This is a genomic window from Stenotrophomonas sp. T8 (assembly GCF_051853085.1).
In the GTDB taxonomy this organism is placed as follows: domain Bacteria; phylum Pseudomonadota; class Gammaproteobacteria; order Xanthomonadales; family Xanthomonadaceae; genus Stenotrophomonas; species Stenotrophomonas sepilia.
This window is the reverse complement of the sequence record NZ_CP195329.1, coordinates 2,449,520-2,466,362: the sequence shown is the minus strand read 5'-3', so window position 1 is coordinate 2,466,362 and position 16,843 is coordinate 2,449,520. Positions and strand designations below refer to the sequence as shown.

Genomic DNA, 16,843 nt, shown 5'->3' with positions numbered 1-16,843 from the left:
TTTACCGGTTGCAGCGTTCTGCTTGCGAGGCATTTTTCGCGGCAACGGCTCCTTATAATGTTCCCGTACCTCTGGAGTAGCCCCATGGCCGTCAGCCTGACCCCCATTGCCTTCGAGCGCGTGCAGCGCTTTGTCGCCCAGACCCCCGGCGCGCTGGGCCTGCGTTTCGGCGTGACCAGGACCGGCTGCTCCGGTTGGGGCCACGTGACCGACCTGGCCCGCGACGAGCGCGAGGGCGATACCGTGTTCGAGCAGGACGGCGTGAAGATCTACGTCGACGCCAAGAGCCTGGCGCTGGTGGACGGCACCGTGATCGACTTTGGCAAGCAAGGCCTGAGCGAGACGTTCACGTTCAGCAACCCGAACGCCACCGCCGAGTGTGGCTGCGGCGAGAGCTTCACCACCGACGCCGACAAGGCCTGAGGCCGGTTCTGGCGCCCGCCGGGCATGGCCGGGCGCTGGGGGCAGGTTCAGCCGCCGCGGGCCGGTTGCCCGGCACCCTCATCTGCGCCATAATGCGCGGCTTCCTGCCTTCCTGGCGGGAATCCTTGCCCCACCGCGGTCTCAACGGCGGGGGGCTGTCCGGCCGCGAGGCCACATCCGAAAGGTAGAAAAACATGAGTCGTCATTACGAAATCGTGTTCATGGTCCACCCGGACCAGAGCGAGCAGGTCCCGGCCATGATCGAGCGCTACAAGTCGCTGGTCGAGAACGGCAACGGCACCATCCACCGTCTGGAAGACTGGGGCCGCCGCCAGCTGGCGTACCCGATCCAGAACCTGGTGAAGGCCCACTACGTGCTGATGAACATCGAAGCCGACCAGGCCGTTCTGAACGAACTGACCGAGAGCTTCCGCTTCAACGACGCCGTGCTGCGCAACCTGGTCATCAAGCGTGACGAGGCTGACACCGAGCAGTCGCTGATCATGAAGAGCAAGGACGAGAAGGGTGACAAGCCGGAGCGCGGTGAGCGCCGTCGTCGTGACGACGAAGAAGGCGAGTCCAACAACACCGCTGACAACGAAGCCGGCGACGACGCCGCTTCCGCCGCCTAAGGAGCCTTCCCATGTCCAAGTTCTTCCGTCGCCGCAAGTTCTGCAAGTTCACTGCTGAAGGTGTGAAGGAGATCGACTACAAGGATCTCAACACCCTGCGCCAGTACCTGACCGAGAACGGCAAGATCGTGCCGAGCCGCGTGACCGGTACCAAGTCGAAGTACCAGCGCCAGCTGGCGACCGCCGTCAAGCGCGCTCGCTTCCTGGCCCTGATCCCGTACACCGACAACCACGACGTCTGATGCCGGCGGGGCGGCCCGGTGCCGCCCTCGCTGTGCCAGCTATTCGGACAGCCTTTGTTGCGGGGCATCGCCTCGCTAACGAATAACTCATCTGGAGCAATACCATGCAGCTGATCCTCCTGCAGAAAGTCACCAACCTCGGCAACCTGGGCGACCTGGTCGACGTGAAGCCGGGCTACGGCCGTAACTTCCTCGTGCCGCAGGGCAAGGCCGTGCCGGCCACCGAGAGCAACAAGGCCGAGTTCGAAGCCAAGCGCGCCGAGTACGAAGCCAAGGCCCAGGCCATCCACGCAGAAGCTGAAGGCCGCAAGGCCAAGCTGGAAGGCGCGAGCGTGACCATCGCCGCCAACGCTTCGACCGAGGGCAAGCTGTACGGCTCGGTCGGCCCGCGCGACATCGCCGAAGCCTTCACTGCCGCCGGCCTGCCGCTGGAGAAGAGCGAAGTCATCCTGGGTGAAGGCGCCTTCCGCAACATCGGCGAATACGACGTGCTGATCCACCTGCACGCCGACGTCGAGACCACCGTCAAGGTCGTCGTCGTCGCCGAAGCCTGATCCCACGCCGCAAGGCCTGGCATCACCGCAGAACGGGCGCCCGCAAGGGTGCCCGTTTTGTTTTATGGTTCCGTTTCGCCAGCTCGGGCCACGTGCGGCCGGCGGGGCAGGGCCGGGCAATGTTCCACGCCCATTCGTAGAACACGGCCACATCGGTATACTCAGGGCGTCACACCCGTTCCACGGGCATCGATCCCAACAGGATCAATGACTTGGAGGGTAAACGCAGGCCGCTTGCCGGCCCCAGTCCGGAACCCCTATGCGTCTTTCCACGATCAAGCTGTCCGGCTTCAAGTCGTTCGTCGATCCGACCACCCTGCACCTGCCGACCAACATGACCGGCGTGGTGGGCCCCAATGGCTGCGGCAAGTCGAACATCATCGACGCCGTGCGCTGGGTCATGGGCGAGAGCTCGGCCAGCCGCCTGCGCGGCGACTCGCTGACCGACGTGATCTTCTCCGGTTCCAACGCCCGCAAGCCGGTGTCGCAGGCCACGGTCGAGCTGATCTTCGACAACTCCGACCACACGATCTCCGGCGAGTACGCCGCGTTCAACGAAATCTCGGTCAAGCGCACGGTCAGCCGCGACGGTACCAGCAACTACTACCTCAACGGCACCAAGTGCCGCCGCCGCGACATCACCGACCTGTTCCTCGGCACCGGCCTGGGCCCGCGCAGCTACTCGATCATCGAGCAGGGCATGATCAGCCAGATCATCGAGGCGCGCCCGGAAGACCTGCGCGTGTACCTGGAAGAGGCGGCCGGCATCTCCAAGTACAAGGAGCGCCGCAAGGAGACCGAGACCCGCATCCGCCACACCCGCGAGAACCTGGACCGGCTGGGCGACCTGCGCGACGAGATCAGCAAGCAGCTGGAGCACCTCAAGCGCCAGGCCAAGCAGGCCGAGCAGTACCAGGCCCTGCAGGAAGAGCGCCGGGTCAAGGACGCCGAGTGGAAGGCGCTGGAATTCCGCGGCCTCGACGGGCGCCTGTCGAAGCTGCGCGAAGGCCTGTCGCAGGAAGAGACAAAGCTGCAGCAGCTGATTGCCGACCAGCGTGATGCCGAAGCCCGCATCGAAACCTCGCGTGCGCGGCGCGAAGAGGCTGCCGACGCGCTCAACACCGCGCAGGCGGCGGTCTACCAGGTCGGCAGTACGCTGGCGCGCCTGGAGCAGCAGATCCAGCACCAGCGCGAGCTGTCGCAGCGCCTGCACAAGGCGCGCGATGAAACGCAGCAGGCGCTGGCCGAACTGGGCCAGCACATCAGCGGCGACGAGGCCAGGCTGAGCGTGCTGCGCGAGGCGGTGGAGGCCGCCGCCCCGCAGCTGGAAGCACTGCAGGAAGAGAACGAGATCAAGCAGGAAAGCCTGCGCGAGGCTGAAGAACGGCTGGCCAGCTGGCAGCAGCGCTGGGAACAGCACACCTCGCAGAGTTCGGAGGCCTCGCGCGCCGGCGATGTCGAGCGCACGCGCGTGGACTACCTGGACAAGCAGATCCTCGATGCCGACCGGCGTCGTGAAGCCCTGGCCGCCGAGCGTGCCGGGCTGGACGTGGACGCGCTGGAAGAAGCCTTCGAGCAGCTGCACCTGCAGCACGACACGCAGAAGGCCGCGCTGGATGAACTGAGCGAAGACGTCGAGCTGCGCAAGCAGGGCGTGGCGGCGGTGCAGGAACAGCAGCGCAATGGCCAGAACGAACTGGCCGAACTGCGCAAGCAGGCCAACGGCCTGCGCGGTCGCCTGGCCTCGCTGGAAACCCTGCAGCAGGCCGCGCTGGGCCAGGAGCAGGGCGCGGCAGTCGCCTGGCTGAAGGCGCGCGGGCTGGATTCGGCGGCGCGTGTCGGCGAACGCCTGGATGTCGATGCCGGTTGGGAAAACGCGGTGGAAAGCGCGCTTGGCCAGTTGATCGAAGGCGTGCTGGTCGATGACCCGGCCAGCCTGGTCGACGCGCTGGGCGAACTGGGCGAGGGCCACATTGCACTGGTCGCCAACGATGGCGCGGACCTGAAGGTCGCGCCGACCTCGCTGGCTGCACGCGTGCGTGGCCCGGCAGCGATCCGGCGCCTGCTGGCGCACCTGCACGGTGCCAGGGATCTGGCCGAAGCCAAGGCGCTGCAGGCCAGCCTGCCCGAAGGCGATTCGATCATCACCCAGAGCGGCGAGCGCCTGGGCCGGGGCTGGCTGCGCGTGTCGCGCTCCGGTGCCGCCGAGCAGGGCGCGCTGCTGCGCGAACGTGAGATCCAGGAACTGCGCGAGCAGATCGAACAGCTGCAGGACCGCGAGGCCGAACTGGAAGACCAGCTGGCCGGTTTCCGCGAGCAGCTGCAGGCGGCCGAACAGCAGCGCGAGGACGCGCAGCGCGCGCTGTACCAGGCCCATCGCGCGGTGTCCGAACTGGCCGGCCAGTTGCAGGGCCAGCAGGGCAAGGTGGAGGCTGCACGCACGCGCATCGACCGCATCGAAGGCGAGCTGAAGCAGCTGCAGGAAACGATTGAAGCCAACAACGAGCAGGCGCGCGAAGCGCGCTCGCGGTTGGAGAACGCGGTCAGCAGCATGGGTGACCTGGAGTCGACCCGGCAGCGGCTGGAGGGCGAGCGCCGCCAGCTGACCGAGGCCCGCGACCTGGCCCGCGATGCCGCCCGTGCGGTGCGCGAGCGCGCGCATTCGCTGGCCCTGACCCTGGAATCGCAGCGCGCGCAGCTGGCCTCGTTGAGCCAGGCGCTGGAGCGCATGGGCACCCAGCGTGGGCAGCTGGATGCGCGACTGGGCGAGCTGCACTCGCAGCTGGACGAAGGTGATTCGCCGGTCGAAGCGCTGCAGGCCGAACACCAGAACGCGCTGGAAGAGCGCGTGCGCGCCGACCGCGTGCTGACCGAGGCGCGGACACTGCTGGACGGCATCGACGCCGAGCTGCGCAACTACGAGCAGACCCGCCACCAGCGCGACGAACAGGCGTTGGCCCAGCGCGAGCGCATTTCGCAGCGCAAGCTCGACCAGCAGGCCTTGGTGCTCAGCGCCGACACCCTGCAGGCGGCGGTGGAAAAGGCCGGCTTCGTGCTGCAGGACGTGCTCAATGCACTACCCGAGGACGCCCGCCTGGGCGACTGGGAGCAGGCCGTGCACCAGATCGACGCACGCATGCGCCGGCTGGAGCCGGTCAACCTGGCCGCCATCCACGAGTACGGCGAGGCTTCGCAGCGTTCGGACTACCTGGATTCGCAGCACGCCGACCTGACCACGGCGCTGGAAACACTTGAGGATGCCATCCGCAAGATTGATCGCGAGACCCGCGGGCGCTTCAAGGACACCTTCGACCGCGTCAATGCCGGCGTCCAGGCGCTGTATCCGCGCCTGTTCGGTGGTGGCCACGCCTACCTGGAACTGACCGGAGAAGACCTGCTCGACACGGGTGTGACCATCATGGCGCGCCCGCCGGGCAAGCGCGTGTCCAGCATCTCGCTGCTGTCCGGCGGCGAGAAGGCGATGACCGCAGTGGCGCTGGTGTTCGCCATCTTCCAGTTGAATCCCGCCCCGTTCTGCCTGCTGGACGAGGTGGACGCGCCGCTGGACGAAGCCAACGTCGGCCGCCTGGCCAACATGGTCAAGGAAATGAGCGAGAAGGTGCAGTTCCTGTTCGTCAGCCATAACAAGGCGACGATGGAGGCCGCGCACCAGCTGTCGGGCGTGACCATGCGTGAGCCGGGCGTCAGCCGCCTGGTCAGCGTGGACCTGGAAGAAGCGGCGCGATTGGCGGGCGCGGCCTGACGTGCCATCCTAGTTACCTGAATGAATTAGCCGGAGAACCTATCGAATGTCCGACACGGCACTGTTGCGCATCGGCATCCTGGCCGCCGGCCTGCTGTTGATCGCCGCGATCTTCCTGTTTGGCCGTCCGAAGAAAAAGCCCCAGGGCCGTCGCGTGGAGAACACGGAACCGGCCAGTGGCGAGCGCCGCGAACCGGTCCTGGGCGAGGACGGCGTCGTGGTGGCTGAGGGCCGCGTCGAACCGGGCATGCGCGGGGAAGGCGAGCAGGCCGAACTTGGCCTGGCCGACACTGACCCGGGCGCGGCCAACGACCTCGGCAAGCGCACTACCCAGGATTTCGACAAGATCGTCTCGCTGTTCGTGGCCGCCCGTGCCGGCGAGCAGCTGCGCGGCGAAGACATCGTGGTGGCGGCCGAGAAGACCGGCCTGGTATTCGGCCACATGAACGTGTTCCACCGCCTGGTGGAAGGCCACCCCGAGCGCGGCCCGATCTTCTCGATGGCCAGCATCATGAAGCCGGGCAGCTTCGACATGGCCAACATCCGTGCCATGGAAACCCCGGCCATCGCCTTCTTCCTGACCCTGCCGGCGCCGCTGACCGCGCTTGATGCCTGGGAGAAGATGCTGCCGACCGTGCAGCGCATGGCCGAGCTGCTCGATGGCGTGGTGCTGGATGACAGCCGCAATGCCTTGGGCCGCCAGCGCATCGCGCACATTCGCGACGAGCTGCGTGCCTACGACCGCCAGCACCAGGCACCGCCGCTGACCAAGACCCCGCGCTGGTAAAGCCTGTTGTGCCGGCCAACGGTCGGCACCCACGCCGGTAGATCCACGCCATGCGTGGATGGAGCGAACCAAGGTTCGCCCCCGCCAACAGGGTCAGGCCGGTACGCCGGCCACCTTGGCGAACGCACGGCGGAATGCGGCCATCTCGTCTTCGGTGCCGACGGTCACGCGCACGCGCTGTGGCCAGATCGGCCAGCTGCGGCCAATGATCACGCCGTTGTCTGCCATCGCCTTGGCAAAGGCGGCACCGTCGCGCTGCACATCCACCACGAAGCAGTTCGCTTCCGACGGCACGCAGCTGAAACCACGCTTGCCCAGCCACGTGATGGTGGCCTGCCGCACCTGGGCATTCTGCAGGCGCCGCTGCGCGATCAACTGGGGATCCTGCAGGCTGGCCAGTGCCGCGGCCAGTGCTGGCACGGGCAGCGGGTTGTCGCCCAGGCTGGCCAGTTCGCGCAGGCGGTCGGGGTTTGCGGCCGCCACGCCCAGGCGCAGGCCGGCCATGCCGTACAGCTTGGAGAACGTGCGCAGCACGATCAGGTCATCGCGCTGCGTCACCCGGGTGATCAGGCTCGGCTGCTCGCTGTACTGCAGGTAGGCCTCGTCGACCAGCACGCGGGTCGATGCGGGCTTGTGGGCCAGCAGCCAGGCGAGCTCATCCGGTGGGCTGATCGAACCGGTCGGGTTGTTCGGATTGCACACGTACAGCAGCCCGGTCGGGCGTGCGTGCGCGGCGGCGACCATTGCACGCAGGTCATGCGCGCCGTCGTCGCGCAGCGGCACTTTCTGCACGTGCGCACCGTGTGCGGCGGCGACCTCGCCCAGCGTCTCGAAGGTCGGATCGGCGACTACCAGTCCTGCCTGCGGGCCGGTCCACACCATGGCGGCGCGGTTCAACGGCTCGCTTGAGCCGGGATAGAGGCGCACGTGGTCGGCCGGAATGCGTGCCTGCTTGATGAAGGCATCGCGCACCTGTGCAGCCAGGGCGAAGCGGTAGCGGCCGCAGCTGGCGATACTGTCGCGCGCGGCCTGCTGGGCCGCCGGCGAGGGGCCGTAGGGGCACTCGTTGAAGTTCAGCAGTACCACGCCTTCGGTGGGGGCAGGAGCGGCGGCCGTCGCGGGTTGGGTATGGCCAAGCTGCGGCAGCCCGCTGCCAGCGACGGCGAGGCCGGCACCGGCCAGTTGCAGGAAGCGTCGACGGGAAGCAGGCAGGGTCACGGGCACGATTCCGAAGGGCAGACCGTCGCACGCTAGCGCTGGTTGCGGTGGGCGGCAAGCCCGCTTTTTGTAGTACCGAGCCATGCTCGGCTGCAGGTGTGCCAACCAAGGTTGGCACCTGCCGGGGTGGGGAGAAGGTCGGCATCCACCAGGGCAGGGGAGCGCCCGTCGAGCATGGCTCGGCGCTGCGAAGGGGGGCATTACAGGGCCTGACGGCCGGGCGCGGTAGAATCCCCGGCCATCCCAGAACCACCGGATTCCGATGAGCTCCAGCCCCGCCGAACGCGCCGAAGATCTCCGCCGGCAGATCGCCCAGGCCAACCGCGCCTACCATGAGCTGGACGCCCCGGAGATCCCCGACATCGACTACGACCGGATGGTGCGCGAGCTGGAAGCACTGGAGCGCGAACATCCGGAACTGGCCCGGGCCGACAGCCCGACCCAGCAGGTCGGCGCGCGTCCCTCCGGCCGTTTCCCCGAAGTCCGCCATGCGGTGCCGATGTTGTCGCTGTCCAACGCCTTCAGCGATGAGGAAGTGGCGGATTTCGTGCGCCGCATTGACGAACGCCTGGGCCGCCGCAGCCTGCAGTTCTCGGCCGAGCCGAAGATGGACGGCCTGGCGATCAGCCTGCGCTACGAGGATGGTCATTTCGTGCTCGGCGCGACCCGCGGCGATGGCAGCACCGGCGAGGACGTGACCGCCAACCTGCGCGAGATCGGCGATGTTCCCAAGCGGCTGCACGGCAAGGACTGGCCGGACGTGCTCGAGGTGCGCGGCGAGGTCTACATGGCGCGTGCCGATTTCGAGGCCTACAACGAACGTGCGCGCCTGCACGGCGGCAAGGTGCTGGCCAACCCACGCAATGCGGCGGCTGGATCGCTGCGCCAGCTCGACCCGAAGATCAGTGCGCAGCGCAGGTTGAGCTTCTTCGCCTACGGTACCGGTGAAGTGCAGGGCGGCGAGCTGCCCGATACCCATTCGGGCACGCTGGCGCAGCTCGGCGCCTGGGGTTTCCCGGTCAGCGCGCTGTGCAAGGTGGTGGAAGGCACCGACGGCCTGCTCGGCTACTACCGCGATATCGGCGAGCGCCGCGACAGCCTGCCGTTCGATATCGATGGCGTGGTCTACAAGCTCGATGACCGTGCCGGCCAGCAGGCGATGGGCTTCGTCTCGCGCGCGCCACGCTGGGCCATCGCGCACAAGTTCCCGGCGCAGGAACAGAGCACTACCGTGGAGGCGATCGAGATCCAGATCGGCCGTACCGGTGCGGCCACGCCGGTCGCGCGCCTGGCGCCGGTGGCCGTGGCCGGCGTGATCGTGTCCAACGCCACCCTGCACAACGCCGACCAGATCGCACGCCTCGACGTGCGCGTCGGCGACAGCGTGATCGTGCGCCGCGCCGGCGACGTGATCCCGGAAGTGGTCAGCGTCATCCTCGATCGCCGCCCGCAGGGCACCACGCCCTGGCAGATGCCGACGCGCTGCCCGGTGTGCGGCTCGGAGATCGTGCGCGAGGAAGGGGCGGCCGCATGGCGCTGCTCGGGCGAGCTGTCCTGCCCGGCGCAGCGCAAGGAAGCCATCGCCCATTTCGCCTCTCGCCGCGCGATGGACATCGACGGCCTGGGCGACAAATACATTGAAACCCTGGTCGACGCTGGCATCGTCAAGAGCGTGGCCGACCTGTACCGGCTCAGTCGTGACCAGCTGCTGCACCTGAAGCTGGTGCTGGACGCTGAAGATCCCTCGGCGCTGGCCGCCGCACTGAAGCTGCACCTGCCGGCCGAAGGCAGTGGCGCGGTGCTCAATGCGGTGCTCAGGCTGGACGGCAACGATCCGGGCTGGCGCGCGCAGGCGCTGGCGCAGCCGGCCCGCTTCGAATGGAACACGAAGAAGATCGCGACCAAGTGGGCCGACAACCTGATCGCGGCCATCGACGCCAGTCGTGCCGCCACGCTGGAACGGCTGCTGTTCGCGCTGGGCATCGAGCACGTGGGCGAGAGCACGGCCAAGGCGCTGGCGCAGTGGTTCGGTGACCTGGAACTGATCCGCCACCTGCCGTGGCCATTGTTCAAGCGCGTGCCGGACATTGGTGGCGAAGTGGCGCGCTCGCTCGGCCACTTCTTCGAACAGCAGGGCAACCAGCAGGCCATCGATGACCTGCTGCAGGTCGGCCAGGTCCGCATCAGCGATGTGCACGCGCCCAGCGCGAGGCTGCGCGAGGGGCTGGACCTGGCGCAGCTGTTGGTCGAATCAGAGATTCCCGGCATCACCCGCCTGCGCGCGGAAAAACTGGTGGCCGTGTTGCCCGGTGCCCAGGCGGTGCTCGACGCCGAGCATGGGCAGTTCGTCAACGCCGGGTTGCCCGACGACACCGCGCGTGGCCTGGCCCAGTGGCTGGACAGCGAGGGCCATGGCGCGATGCTGCTGGCAGCCGAGAAGGCGATGCAGCAGATCCTGGCCAAGGCACCGGCGTTGGCCGAGATCGTGGCCGGCCCGCTGGATGGGCAGACCGTGGTGCTGACCGGCACCCTGGCCCAGCTCACCCGCGATGCCGCCAAGGAGCGCCTGGAAGCCCTCGGTGCAAAGGTCTCCGGCAGCGTCTCGAAGAAGACCAGCTTCGTGGTCGCCGGTACCGAGGCCGGCTCCAAGTTGGATAAGGCGCAATCGCTGGGCGTGCCGGTATGGGACGAAGACCGCCTGCTGGCTTATCTGGCCGAACACGAATGATGACCCCGCCGGGTGCATGGCGCCCGGCATGAAACACAAAGGAACACCGATGCAGACCGCCCCGCTGGATTTCCGCCTGGCCACCCGTGCCGACGAGGAGCTGTTGATCGCGCTGATGCGCGAGTTCTACGCCGAAGACAGGATCGACTTCGATGACGCGCGCGTGCGTCGCGGCGTGGACGCGCTGCTGGCCGATCCGCGCAATGGCGAAGTGCTGTTGTGGATGGACGAGGCGGGCGAGGTGGTCGGCTACGCGGTGATCGCGATGGGCTTCAGCCTGGAGCAGGGCGGCCACTTCATGCTGCTGGACGAACTGTACCTGAGCCATCGCGCGCGCGGTCGTGGCCGCGGCAAGCAGGCGCTGGCCATCTGCGAACAGCGCGCTCGTGCTCGTGGCGTCAGCCGCCTTCGCCTGGAAGTGAACCACCACAACGAACTGGCCCGACGCCTGTACCTGGCCAGCGGCTACATCGACGATACGCGCGATCTGCTGACCCTGCCGCTCGACCATCCGCGCTCGGAGGGCATCCTGTGAGCGAGGCCCTGCTGCGCGCGCTGCAGCAGCGCGCCGTGCTCAACGCGCTGGTGCGCCGCTTCTTTGCAGAACGCGATGTGCTGGAGGTGGAAACGCCGATCCTGTCGGTGGCAGGCAACACCGAGCCGAACATCGACAGCTTCCATACCGATTTCACCGGCCATGTCGATGCCGGCGGACGCCGCCGCTGGCTGCGCACCTCGCCGGAGTATCCGCTCAAGCGCCTGCTCGCTGCCGGCGTGGGCGACTGTTACGAACTGGGCCGGGTGTTCCGCAATGGCGAGGCCGGTGGTCGCCACAACCCGGAATTCACCATGCTGGAATGGTATCGGGTCGGCTGGGACCACCATCGGCTGGTACAGGAGACCGCCGAGCTGATCGGCCAGGCGCTGGCCCTGGTTGGACGCCGTGCGACCCTGCGGGTGCTGAGTTACCGCGAGCTGTTCCAGCAGCACCTTGGCGTGGATCCGTTCGAGGCGGATGAGTCCACGCTGCGTGCCGCGTTGGGCGAGGTGCACATTGACCCGGTCGGATTGACCCGTGATGACTGGCTCGACCTGTTGATGACCCATCGTATCCAGCCGCATTTCGATGACGCGGTCATGACCGTGGTGCATGACTGGCCAGCCAGCCAGGCCGCGCTGGCACGCATCCGCGCCGGCACGCCGCCGCTGGCCGAGCGTTTCGAGCTGTACCTGGGTGCAGTGGAGCTGGCCAACGGCTATCACGAACTGAACGACGCCGACGAGCAGCGCGCCCGCTTCCAGCGCGACCAGCAGCGCCGCCACGAACGTGGGCAGGTGCAGCCGCCACTGGATGAGGCGCTGCTGGCGGCGTTGCCAGCGTTGCCGGCCTGTGCCGGCGTTGCGCTGGGGATCGACCGCCTGCTGATGGCGATGAACCGCACACCCCGCATTGCAGATGTGTTGGCCTACGACTTCGCCCACGCGTGACCATCACGCGTTGCTGAACATCCCAGGCTGAACGAAACGCGGGTTCTGCGCGCTTGCGTCGGCAAGCGGGATGATGCTTTTATCACGGCCAATGCCGGACACTGGCATGCAGTTCATCCATTCCTGCTGGGGAAGGCTTTGGTCAAGTGGTTTGCGGTTGTCGCTGCACCGGTGTACTCCATCGCGCTCTGGGGTGCCTGGCTGCCGTCGCCGGCGTCGGCCCAGCAGGTGGGCTACGACGATGAAGTGGTGACCTGCGAGTCCCGCGACATGGGCTGGGTGCACTGCGACATCGATGTGGCCAACGGCGTCGATCTGGTGCGCCAGCTGTCGAGCAACAGCTGCATCCGCGGTAGCGAGTGGGGCACCGACCGCAGCGGCGTGTGGGTCACCCTTGGCTGCCGCGCCGAGTTCCGTGCGCGCCGTGCGCAGGGTGCGGCACCTGCGGCAACGGAAGGCAAGCGCCTGGTGCGCCGCGTGGTGCGCTGCGAATCCAATGGCCGTCCGCAGAGCTGCCCGGTGCGCCTGGATGGCGCCCCCGTGCGCCTGCTGCGCCAACTGTCGGTGCTGCCATGCCGCGAGGGGCAGGGCTGGGGCTACAAGCGCAATGAGATCTGGACCAGCCGTGGTTGCCAGGGCGATTTCGAGGTGGCCGACGAGGATGGCCGCTTCGTCGATGTGCCGCGTCGCCTGACCTGCGAATCGAAGTCGAAGAAGCGGCGTTTCTGCGGCGCCAGCATCTCCGTTGGCGCGGTCGTTTCCGAGCAGCTGTCGAGCACGCCCTGCGAGGAAGGCAGTACCTGGGGCTGGAGCCGCAACGGCATCTGGGTGGACGGCGGCTGCCGCGCCGAATTCTCGGTGAATTGAGCCCGGGCGGGCTCCAACGCTGCCGGGCGTGGCCCTACAATGGGCCCATGAACACTGCCTCCGACATCGACTACGCCCGTTATGACCACATCCGCCCGATCCTGTGGACCGGCGATGCCCTGCAACTGCTGGACCAGCGCAAGCTGCCGTTCGTGGTCGAGCATGTGGTCTGCCACGACAGCGACGAGGTTGCCAGCGCCATCCATGCGTTGACCGTGCGTGGCGCGCCGGCGATCGGCATTGCCGCCGCCTGGGGCGTGGTGCTGGCCGCGCGCGAGGTGCAGGCCGCAGACGGTGCGCACGCGCTGCAGCAGCTGGAACCGGCACTGCAGCGCCTGAACGCATCGCGCCCCACTGCGGTCAATCTGGCCTGGGCGCTGGCACGCATGCGCCGTTGCCTGCACGCCGCCGGCGCCGACTGGAAGGCACTGGTGGAGGCCGAAGCGCAGGCCATCGCCGAGGAAGACCTGGCCGCCAACCGCCACATGGGCGCGCTGGGCGCTGGCTTGATCGAGGCCGGCAGCGGTGTGCTGACCCACTGCAATACCGGCTCGCTGGCCACCGCCGGCTTCGGTACCGCGCTGGGCGTCATTCGCGCCGGCATGGCCCAGCACCGCATCGCGCGCGTGTTCGCCGGCGAGACCCGGCCGTGGCTGCAGGGCGCACGCCTGACGGTGTGGGAGCTGCAGCAGGACGGTATCGATGCCACCCTGATCGCCGACTCGGCGGCCTCGCACCTGATGAAGACCGGTGCCGTGCAGTGGGTGATCGTGGGCGCAGACCGCATCTGCGCCAATGGTGATACCGCCAACAAGATCGGCACCTACCAACTGGCCATTGCCGCGCGCCACCATGGCGTGAAGTTCATGGTGGTGGCGCCGTCCTCGACCGTGGACATGGAGACCGTGGACGGCAGCCAGATCGAGATCGAGCAGCGCGACCCGGGTGAGCTGTATGGCGTGGGCGGCACCCGCACCGTGGCCGAAGGCATTGCCGCCTGGAACCCGGTGTTCGACGTCACCCCGGGCGAGCTGATCGACGCCATCGTGACCGAGCGCGGGGTGATCCTGAACCCGACCGCCGAGAACATGCGCGCCGCCTTCGGCGGCTGAGGCGCAGGGGAGGGGCGGCGCGACCGCCGCCCCCGGTAGTGCCGGCCGCTGGCCGGCAACCCTAAGTTCCTGATTTGTGCCGGTAAAATCCCCGTAAAGGCAGGCGGAAACCAGCCCGTTGTGGTAGTATCCACAGGTTGAATCGAGGTTCCGGCGCGACCCCCTCCCGCAGAGGGCTGCGCCGGACTGGACCGCTACCAGACAACGGAACCCGAATGGCAGAAACCGCCAAGGAAATCATCCAGGTCAACCTGGAAGACGAGATGCGCAAGAGCTACCTCGATTACGCCATGAGCGTGATCGTGGGCCGCGCGCTGCCGGATGCGCGCGACGGCCTCAAGCCGGTGCATCGTCGCGTGCTGTACGCGATGAATGAACTCAACGCGCACAGCAACAAGCCCTACTTCAAGTCGGCGCGTATCGTCGGTGACGTCATCGGTAAGTACCACCCGCATGGCGATCAGTCGGTGTACGACACGCTGGTGCGCCTGGCACAGCCGTTTTCGCTGCGCTACATGCTGGTCGACGGCCAGGGTAACTTTGGTTCGATCGACGGCGACTCCGCCGCGGCGATGCGATACACCGAGGCGCGCATGTCGCGCCTGGCGCATGAGCTGATGGCCGATATCGACAAGGAAACCGTCGATTTCCAGCCCAACTACGACGAAAAGGAACTGGAGCCGACGGTCATGCCGACCCGGTTCCCGAACCTGCTGGTCAACGGCTCGGCCGGTATCGCGGTGGGCATGGCGACCAACATCCCGCCGCACAACCTGAGCGAATCGATCAACGCCTGCATTGCGCTGATCGACAACCCGGAGATCGACGTCGACGGCCTGATGGAGTACATCCCGGGCCCGGATTTCCCGACTGCCGGCATCATCAACGGCACCGCCGGCATCGTCGCCGGCTACCGCACCGGCCGTGGCCGCGTGCGTATCCGTGCCAAGGCCGACATCGAAGTGGCCGATAACGGCCGCGAGTCGATCATCGTCACTGAAATTCCTTACCAGGTGAACAAGGCGCGTCTGATCGAGAAGATCGCCGAGCTGGTCAAGGAAAAGAAGATCGAAGGCATCAGCGAGCTGCGCGATGAGTCCGACAAGGACGGCATGCGCATCTACATCGAGATCAAGCGCGGCGAATCTGCCGAGGTTGTGCTGAACAACCTGTACCAGCAGACGCAGATGGAATCGGTGTTCGGCATCAACATGGTGGCGCTGGTCGACGGCCGCCCGCAGTTGATGAATCTGAAGCAGATGCTGGAGGCGTTCGTCCGCCACCGTCGCGAAGTGGTCACCCGCCGCACCGTGTTCGAGCTGCGCAAGGCGCGCGCCCGTGCCCACGTGCTGGAAGGCCTGACCGTCGCGCTGGCCAACATCGACGAGATGATCGAACTGATCAAGACCTCGCCGAACCCGAACGAAGCACGCGAGCGCATGCTGGCGCGCGTGTGGGAGCCGGGCCTGGTCGGTGCGATGCTGGGTGCCGCCGGTGCCGAAGCCTCGCGCCCGGAAGACCTGCCCAAGGGCGTGGGCCTGATCGAGGGCGGCTACCAGCTGACCGAGATCCAGGCCACCCAGATCCTGGAAATGCGCCTGCACCGCCTGACCGGGCTGGAGCAGGACCGCCTGACCGACGAGTACAAGCAGCTGCTGGAAGTGATCGCCGGGCTGATCCACATCCTGGAAGATCCCGACCGCCTGCTGCAGGTGATCCGCGAGGAGCTGGTCAACGTCAAGGCCGAGTTCGGCGACGAACGTCGCACCGAAATCCGCCACAGCGAAGAAGACCTGGACATCCTGGACCTGATCGCACCGGAAGACGTGGTGGTCACCGTGTCGCATGCCGGCTACGTGAAGCGCCAGCCGGTCAGCGTGTACCGCGCGCAGCGCCGCGGCGGCCGTGGTCGCAGTGCGGCGGCGACCAAGGAAGAGGATTTCATCGAACAGCTGTGGCTGGTCAACACGCACGATACGCTGCTGACGTTCACCAGTTCGGGCAAGGTGTTCTGGTTGCCGGTCTACCAGCTGCCGGAAGCGGGCTCCAACGCCCGCGGCCGTCCGATCATCAACTGGATTCCGCTGGAACCCGGCGAACGCGTGCAGGCCGTGCTGCCGGTGCGCGAGTACGCCGATGGCCAGTTCGTGTTCTTCGCCACGAAGAACGGTACGGTCAAGAAGACCCCCCTGGGCGAGTTCGCCTTCCGCCTGGCCCGCGGCAAGATCGCGATCAACCTCGATGAGGGCGATGCCCTGGTCGGCGTCGGCCTGACCGATGGCCAGCGCGACATCCTGCTGTTCGCCTCCAACGGCAAGACCGTGCGCTTCGGCGAGGACAAAGTCCGCTCGATGGGCCGTACCGCCACCGGCGTGCGTGGCATCAGGATGCCGGCCGGCGAGGAGGTGGTCAGCCTGATCGTGGCCGAAAGTGCCGGTGGCATCGAGGACGAGAACGAGGACGACAACGGTGTCGAGGAAGCCACCGCCAATGGCGATGCGGTGATCGATAGTGCCGACGATGCCAGCGTGCAGTACATCCTCACCGCCACTGAGAACGGCTACGGCAAGCGCACCCCGCTGCCGGACTACCCGCGCAAGGGCCGTGGCACGCAGGGCGTGATCGGCATCCAGACCACCGAGCGCAACGGCAAGCTGGTCGCCGCAGTGCTGATGGGCTCCCGCGACGAAGTCCTGCTGATCTCCGACGGCGGTACGCTGGTGCGTACGCGTGGCTCGGAAATCAGCCGCGTCGGCCGCAACACCCAGGGCGTGACCCTGATCCGCCTGTCCAAGGACGAGAAGCTGCAGGCGGTGGAGCGCATGGATGCCTCGATCGACGAGGACGAGGACGAGGTGGCAGTCGCCGCCCCGGCCACGACCGACGGCGCACCGGCTGCTGCCAGCAGCGAGGACGCCGCGCAGGAGTGATCCTGCCGCGAGCCTGGGTACCCGACGACGCCGGCCCTGTGCCGGCGTCGTCGTATCCGGATGCCACGCATACGCGCGCGCTTCACACAGGCGGTGGGA

At 67.3% G+C, this 16,843-nt stretch carries 13 protein-coding genes; 12 read left to right on the top strand and 1 reads right to left on the bottom strand.

What is annotated here, in order from left to right; genetic code table 11:
- Positions 1-84 precede the first annotated feature (84 nt).
- The 6 genes from ACSDHM_RS11605 (at position 85) to zipA (ending at position 6,401) form a co-directional block, all read left to right on the top strand.
- Entirely contained in the window at positions 85-423 is a 339-nt protein-coding gene (locus ACSDHM_RS11605; protein WP_072168148.1) for a HesB/IscA family protein, read from the top strand.
- Between the two features lie 194 nt (positions 424-617).
- Positions 618-1,055 carry a 30S ribosomal protein S6 gene (rpsF, locus tag ACSDHM_RS11600; RefSeq protein WP_005410228.1) on the top strand — a complete coding sequence of 146 codons (438 nt, stop codon included), beginning with the start codon at positions 618-620 and terminating at the stop codon, positions 1,053-1,055.
- Between the two features lie 11 nt (positions 1,056-1,066).
- Positions 1,067-1,297, top strand: a complete 231-nt coding sequence (gene rpsR / locus ACSDHM_RS11595; RefSeq protein WP_002804494.1) for a 30S ribosomal protein S18 — start codon at positions 1,067-1,069, stop codon at positions 1,295-1,297.
- Positions 1,298-1,401: 104 nt separating this feature from the next.
- Complete coding sequence (gene rplI, locus ACSDHM_RS11590; protein WP_065178618.1) at positions 1,402-1,851, top strand: 50S ribosomal protein L9; 450 nt, start codon at positions 1,402-1,404, stop codon at positions 1,849-1,851.
- A 259-nt stretch (positions 1,852-2,110) separates the two neighbouring features.
- Positions 2,111-5,614, top strand: a complete 3,504-nt coding sequence (gene smc, locus ACSDHM_RS11585; protein WP_353080290.1) for a chromosome segregation protein SMC — start codon at positions 2,111-2,113, stop codon at positions 5,612-5,614.
- A gap of 46 nt (positions 5,615-5,660) precedes the next feature.
- A complete protein-coding gene (gene zipA, locus ACSDHM_RS11580; protein WP_061480035.1) occupies positions 5,661-6,401 on the top strand; it encodes a cell division protein ZipA in 741 nt (246 codons plus the stop codon).
- A 93-nt stretch (positions 6,402-6,494) separates the two neighbouring features.
- Here the strand turns inward: zipA and ACSDHM_RS11575 are convergent, their stop codons facing one another.
- Positions 6,495-7,619 carry a pyridoxal phosphate-dependent aminotransferase gene (locus tag ACSDHM_RS11575; protein WP_072168146.1) on the bottom strand — a complete coding sequence of 375 codons (1,125 nt, stop codon included), beginning with the start codon at positions 7,617-7,619 and terminating at the stop codon, positions 6,495-6,497.
- 256 nt (positions 7,620-7,875) lie between these two features.
- On the opposite strand from ACSDHM_RS11575, the gene ligA reads away from it, so the two are divergent.
- From ligA to gyrA, 6 genes are all read left to right on the top strand, one after another.
- A complete protein-coding gene (gene ligA, locus ACSDHM_RS11570; RefSeq protein ID WP_404830524.1) occupies positions 7,876-10,347 on the top strand; it encodes an NAD-dependent DNA ligase LigA in 2,472 nt (823 codons plus the stop codon).
- 49 nt (positions 10,348-10,396) lie between these two features.
- Positions 10,397-10,882, top strand: a complete 486-nt coding sequence (locus ACSDHM_RS11565) for a GNAT family N-acetyltransferase (protein ID WP_353080292.1) — start codon at positions 10,397-10,399, stop codon at positions 10,880-10,882.
- Positions 10,879-11,835 carry an EF-P lysine aminoacylase EpmA gene (gene epmA / locus ACSDHM_RS11560; RefSeq protein WP_353080293.1) on the top strand — a complete coding sequence of 319 codons (957 nt, stop codon included), beginning with the start codon at positions 10,879-10,881 and terminating at the stop codon, positions 11,833-11,835. The genes ACSDHM_RS11565 and epmA overlap by 4 nt, the downstream gene beginning before the upstream one ends.
- Positions 11,836-11,973: 138 nt before the next feature.
- Positions 11,974-12,702 (top strand): DUF3011 domain-containing protein, encoded by a 729-nt coding sequence (locus ACSDHM_RS11555; protein ID WP_227836983.1) that lies wholly within the window; start codon positions 11,974-11,976, stop codon positions 12,700-12,702.
- A gap of 47 nt (positions 12,703-12,749) precedes the next feature.
- Positions 12,750-13,814 carry an S-methyl-5-thioribose-1-phosphate isomerase gene (mtnA, locus tag ACSDHM_RS11550; protein ID WP_088497058.1) on the top strand — a complete coding sequence of 355 codons (1,065 nt, stop codon included), beginning with the start codon at positions 12,750-12,752 and terminating at the stop codon, positions 13,812-13,814.
- 215 nt (positions 13,815-14,029) lie between these two features.
- Positions 14,030-16,744, top strand: a complete 2,715-nt coding sequence (gene gyrA / locus ACSDHM_RS11545) for a DNA gyrase subunit A (RefSeq protein ID WP_088497059.1) — start codon at positions 14,030-14,032, stop codon at positions 16,742-16,744.
- Positions 16,745-16,843 lie beyond the last annotated feature (99 nt).